Annotated in this window: 4 protein-coding genes; all 4 read right to left on the minus strand. The window is 67.9% G+C overall.

Annotation, left to right across the window (positions count from 1 at the left end):
* A partial coding sequence (locus tag E6J58_01085) for an efflux RND transporter permease subunit (GenBank protein ID TMB43163.1) occupies positions 1–2,117 on the minus strand: 2,117 nt, incomplete at its 3' end.
* A 9-nt stretch (positions 2,118–2,126) separates the two neighbouring features.
* Positions 2,127–3,626 carry an efflux RND transporter periplasmic adaptor subunit gene (locus E6J58_01090; protein ID TMB43164.1) on the minus strand — a complete coding sequence of 500 codons (1,500 nt, stop codon included), beginning with the start codon at positions 3,624–3,626 and terminating at the stop codon, positions 2,127–2,129.
* Entirely contained in the window at positions 3,305–3,967 is a 663-nt protein-coding gene (locus E6J58_01095; GenBank protein TMB43165.1) for a TetR/AcrR family transcriptional regulator, read from the minus strand. The genes E6J58_01090 and E6J58_01095 overlap by 322 nt, the downstream gene beginning before the upstream one ends.
* Positions 3,903–4,736: an SDR family NAD(P)-dependent oxidoreductase gene (locus tag E6J58_01100; GenBank protein TMB43166.1), complete on the minus strand. Its 834-nt coding sequence runs from the start codon at positions 4,734–4,736 to the stop codon at positions 3,903–3,905. The genes E6J58_01095 and E6J58_01100 overlap by 65 nt, the downstream gene beginning before the upstream one ends.
* Positions 4,737–5,327 lie beyond the last annotated feature (591 nt).

The following is a 5,327-nucleotide window of genomic DNA, read 5'->3' on the forward strand; positions in this document are numbered from 1 at the left end:
TATGAGAGGTCCTTGGGGAAGAATGCGGTCTTCAGACGCGGACCTGCCGCTACGCCGGCGGCGAGCACGGCGATCGCCGCCAGCAGCACCGCGTATCGGTGATCGATCGCCCAGCGCACGCCGCGCGCGTAGAAACCGGCTACCCCGCGCTCGCGCCGGTGCGCCCATTGCGCCAGCGGCACCTTGTGCTCGCGGAGCAGCGCATGGCCCAGCAGCGGCACGAACGTCATCGAGACGATGCGCGAGGCGACGAGCGTGCAGGTGATCACCACCGGCAGGCTGAAGATGAAGCGGCCGACGTCGCCGCTCATGATCAGGAACGGCAGGTAAGCGACGATGTTGGTGACGGTGGCGAAGAAGATGGCGCGGGCGAGCCTGGTGGGCCCGAGCCAGGCGGCGACGCGGCCTGGTTTGCCGGAGTCCAGCTCGCGCTTGATGGCGTCGCCGGCCACGACCGGATCGTCGACCAGGAGCCCGAGCGAGATGATCAGCGCCGCGATCGACATCTGCTGGATGTCGATGCCGAGCAGGTACATGAACGCGTAGCTCAGCGCCAAGGTCAGCGGGATGGAGAGCGCGAGCAAGAGGGCGGAGCGCCACTCCCAGAACCCGATCAAGCCGATGAGCACGATGATCGCGATCGCCTCGTAGAAGCTGACCAGGAACAGATCGACCTTCTCCTTGACCTGGCGCGGCTGGTCGGAGGTGCGGGCCAGGATCAGGTCCTCGGGAAGCGTGGCCCGCACGCTCGTGAGCGCGGCGTCGACCTCGCCGCTGAAGTCGGCGATCTGCCGGCCGGCCTGCATCTGCACCGCCACCGTGATCGCGCGCGTGCGCTGCCACACTCCAGCGGCGTCGCGCCAGGTATGGAAGTTGAGATAGCGCGGCGGGTCCTCGTACCCGCGGCTCACGTCCGCGAGGTCTCGCAGGTAGTAGGGTGCGCCGCTCCGCGACGTCGAGACCAGAAGATCGGAGATCTCCTTTTCGCTCTTCAATTCGCCCGTGACATCGACGATCAGCGCCCGCCCTTGTGCGCGCGCAACGCCCCCGGGCGCCTGCGCGTTCTGGGCGAAGATCGCCTGCTGCAACATCTCTCGGGTCACGCCCGTCGAGGCGAATCGCTCCTGCGAATAGTCGACGTAGATGCGCTCGTCGAGGACGCCGGAACGCGTGACCTTGGCGACTTGCGGAGAAACCTGGATGCGCTTGGCGATCTGATCGGAGAAGTCATCGAGCTGGCGCAAGCTGTATTTGGAGCCCGCAACTCGCTGCAGCTCGTCGTTCGCCTGCTCGGGCTGGTCGATGACCGCAGGCTCCCAGAGATCGGGGTGCAGCCACCCGCCGTGCAGGTGCTCGCTCTCGAAGCGCTGGACCACGTCGAGCCAGCGGCCACGGTCGAGGTCGGAGAGCGCGTCGAAGCCCACGAACCCGTTTCCGCGTACCGGGCGGACGTCCTCGGCGCCTTCGGCGCGCGCGAACTCGGCGAGCTGGCCGACGATGCGCGCGATGGGCAAGGGGTTCAACGCGCCGGGGAAGTTGAAGACGACGCTGCGGCGGTTTCCCGCGCGCGCTGTGGATCGTACCGCGCGGATTTCGCTCTCGATCGCCTGGGCGCGAATCGCGATCTCGGCCTGGGAGACCCTCGGGCTCGCCACCGTCAGCATGAGCGCCGCGGTGTCCCCGAAGTCCTTCTTGAAGTCGATCGGCTGGGCGTCCTCGGGCAGGTCGTGGATGTTCTTGATCCGGGAATCGATGTCGTCCAGGGCGCGCCCGAGGTCCTTGGCGTCGGCCCGCACCGTGACCTGCACCACCGAGACGCCATTGCGCGAAGTGGACTCGATCTTCTCCACTTCGCTGTTCGAGGCGATCTTCTCCTCGATCTTGCGGGTGACGAGCTGCTCGACCTTTTCCGCCGGAGCGCCCGGCCAAGGCGTGACCGCGACCGCCACCCGCACCGGGATCAGCGGGTCCTTGCGCTTCGGCATCCGCAGATACCCGAAGGTGCCCGCGACCAGCGTCGCCAGAAGGAGAACCCACGCCACCTGGGGATTCTCGGTGAAGTAGCGTGCCGTGTTGTGCGACTTGTCGACCAGGTCCGCGTCGCTCTTGTGCGCCATCTCAGACCTCTACGGAACGAGCTGGACTCGCTGGCCGTCGTTGAGGAGCGTCGCGCCCTGCACGACGAGCAGCTCGCCCGGGAACAGACCGCTCTCTATCGCCACCTCGTTCCCGACCAGCTGGCCCGCGACCACGCGGCGCTCGCGAGCGATCGGCAACCCTCGCTCTTGCTCGACGACGAAGGCCACCAGCGCCTGCGCATGGCCCTCCGGGCGCTGCGCCGCGACGACCGCGCTGAGCGGAGCGGTGATCACGGGCGCACGCGAGGCCGACGCGCCTGGTAGCGCCACCGAGACGACCATGCCGAGCAGCAGCGAGGCGTCCTTCGAGAGCACCGTCGCCTCGACGTCGAAGGTGCGGGCGTCCGAGCTCGATTGCGGATGGAGCTTGCTGATGACAGCCGGGAGCTTTGCTTCGACCGCATCCGCGGTGACCGTGACCGGCGAGCCGATCTGCAGGCGCGAGGCGACTTCGTCGGCCACAGCGAAGCGCACCTTGATCCGGCTCACGTCCGCGAGCCGGAAGGCGACCGTGTTGGGCGAGATCAGATTGCCGATCTCCACCAAGCGCGCGAGGACGAGCGCATCCACGGGCGTTCGCAGCGAGGTATCTCCGAGGGCGATCCGGGCGCTGGCGAGCCGTGCTTCCGCAGTATCGACGGCAGCGATCGCTCCGTCGGCCCGCGCCTTGGCAGCGTCGTAGTCCGCGGGCGGGATGACCTTGGACGCGAGCAGGCTGACCGCGCGATCGTAGTCGAGCCGGGCCTTCAGCGCGGCGGCGCGAGCGGCATCCACGGCTCCGCGCGCTTCGGCGGCGGATTGGCGGTAGTCCTCCTGGCGGACGGTGGCCAGCACCGTGCCGCGCCGCACCTGATCGCCCGCTTGCACGAAACGGGTCCGGCCTTGGCCGTCGCGGAGCGTGAGAAGCGAGGTGGCGTAGCCGCCGACCTTGAACGAGAGCTCGATCTCCGCTTCCGGAGCAACGGTGCCGCTGAAGCGAAGTTCCTGGTCGGTTTGCGGGGACTGCCGGACGTTGCTCGCGCGCACCGGGACCGGCGGCCGTACGTAGGATTCCGCCTTGTGGCAGGCAACGCCAAGGACGGCAGCGGCGGCCAGCGGGAGGTAGGTGTGTCGTGCGACTTCGCCGTTCCTGCTCGATTGCGGCCCGTTCGGTTGCGTCCTGATGGTCATGTCCGATCCCGTGGCCGGGCCTGCCGTTCGATGCCCTCGCCTCCGGGACCTCCGTCTCGACGTGCCCTGGTCAGTACGCGGATCCAGAATTCGCGCGAGTCGTGCAGGATGGCAGAGCTCAGCTCGTCGTCGTCCACCGCGCGCGCGATGGCGAGGGCCCCGACCAGGCCCGCGAGCAGCGCATGGCGGGTCACGGACGGCGTGTCGGGCGCGAGTTGCTCGAGGCGCGCCAGAGCGTTGCGTACGCCATCGCTGTAGGCGCGCCGGACCGCACGGGGCTGGCGTGCCATGTCGGAGGCCAACGCGGGCAACGGGCATCCGCTCCCCGGCGCGTCGCGGTGTGGTTTGCTCAGATAGCGACGCACCATCTGCTCGGCGGAATTGGCCGGTCCGCGAGCGAGCCCCGATTTCGCGAACGCCTCGGCGCAAGCTTCCGCGGCCAGCGCCTCTTTGCTCTCGAAATGGCGGTAGAAGCCGCCGCCCGTCATGCCAAGCTCCGCCATGACATCGTTCACGGAGGCCGCGTCGATGCCGCGCTCGCGGAAGAGCCGCGAGGCGGCTTGCACCGCCGCGGTGCGCGTGCGCGCCGTTTCCTCACGGGAATGACGCATGCTTTGCTCCCGTGTCGTCGAGCCCGAACTCTTTGCGGAGCGCACCATCGAGAATGCTCGCTGGCAAGTACCGGCGCAGCCGCCGCAAGAGGCCTGCGCGGCTGCCCGCCGGGTAACGCAGGCGCGGCTTTTTGCTGGTGGCGGCTTCCAGCACCGCCTCGGCCACCATCTCGGGTTCGTCGCCAGCGCTCAGCGCGGCGCGCATCTTTGCGCGCGTGCGATCGAGGGCGGCCGCGTAGTCGGCGACCAGCGCGGGCGCGGACGATCCGTTGGCGTCGAAGTTCGTGCGCGTGTACCCAGGCTCGACGAGCGCAACGCGGATACCGAGCGTGCGGGTCTCGTGGTCGAGCGACTCGGCCAGGCCCTCCAGCGCGTGCTTGGACGCCGCATAGAAACCCATGAACGGCGCGGGCAAGAAGCCCAGCACGCTGCTGACGAAGACGATTCGCCCGCTTTTCCGCGCCCGCATCGCGGGCAGCACCGCTTGCGTCATCCGGACCGCTCCGAAGAAGTTGAGCTCGAACAGGTCCCGCGCCTGTCCGAGGGGGGTCTCTTCGAACGCTCCGTCCAGCGATCCGCCGGCATTGTTCACGAGAAGGTCAATGTGGCCGGCCTTGGCGAGCACTTCGTCCACGCCTCGCTGGATCGACTCGCCGTCCCGGACGTCCAGCAGCACGCGTTCGACCTTCTCGGGCACGATGCTCGCCTCGGACCGCGCCGTGCCGAAGACGCGGTATCCCCGTGCGACGAGTGCGCGAGCGGTCGCGTTTCCGATGCCCGACGACACTCCCGTGATCACCGCCACTGCATGGTTCATGGCTCCTCCGGAGCATTAGATGGCGATCGCCATCCAAATCGTCCGATGCCGCTGCCGCCGAGTCGATTCGTCGCTTCCGTCTCGCCCTCGGCACGGAGAGTCTGGCGGAGCACCGACGAAAGCGGGCCGCTACTCAACACCGATTGAGCGAGCACGTCGGCCAGGGTCTGCAGAACCGGGACCATCTGCAAGCTCGGACTGCGAGGACCCTTCTCGCCCACAACAACCCCCTGAGACGCCGAGTGGAAGCGTCGACCGCGGCATACCTGTCTCCGCGTCCACGAATCGCTCTCCGGTCGTGGTCGACGGCAAGCAGGACGTCGGGACCAAACACGATGGAACCACGTGAAAGGGACCGTGCATGACCGTGCTTCGGCGTACCTGCCTTGACGGGTCTTGAAGGGTGCTTGACGGACGTCCCCAGAGGGAAGCTCACTCTTCTCGACGGGCTTCAGGGGACTGAAAATCCCCGTGTCGGTGGTTCGATTCCGCCCCTGGGCACCATCAACATCGGAACATCACGCAGCAAACTCTCCGACGCGAATCGCTTCAATATCCCGACCGTGCTTCGGCGTACCGAGTTGTGGAGGT

This window comes from Deltaproteobacteria bacterium, from assembly GCA_005879535.1.
Taxonomy (GTDB): Bacteria; Myxococcota; Myxococcia; order Myxococcales; family 40CM-4-68-19; genus 40CM-4-68-19.